The sequence below is a fragment of the Shewanella electrica genome (assembly GCF_022321485.1).
Taxonomy (GTDB): domain Bacteria; phylum Pseudomonadota; class Gammaproteobacteria; order Enterobacterales; family Shewanellaceae; genus Shewanella; species Shewanella electrica.
The window spans coordinates 1-248 of sequence record NZ_JAKOGG010000590.1; the positions used below are offsets into that span (position 1 = coordinate 1).

Genomic DNA, 248 nt, shown 5'->3' on the forward strand with positions numbered 1-248 from the left:
TTTTGTCTTCCGCGGCTTGGAGTTCCTCAGCAGTCTTCTGGCTGTGTTCACTCTGGATCTTCTTTTCTTTGTTGAGTTTGTTGATGAGTTCATCTTGGTGGGCGATCTCATCATTGAGGTTCCTGATCTGGTGCTCTTTGCTAGCCTTGTCTTGGTCGCTCTTGGTGACGGAAAGCTCAAGGTCCTCAATGTCCTTCTTGAGACTGCCGTTTTCTTGTTCAAGTTTCTTCTTTTGTTGGAAGAGTTGG

1 protein-coding gene is annotated in these 248 nt (G+C 46.4%); it reads right to left on the reverse strand.

The genetic code is table 11. The features are described from left to right. Positions 1-248, reverse strand: a 248-nt coding sequence (locus L9G74_RS21540) for a hypothetical protein (protein WP_238898878.1), incomplete at both ends; no start/stop codon positions are given.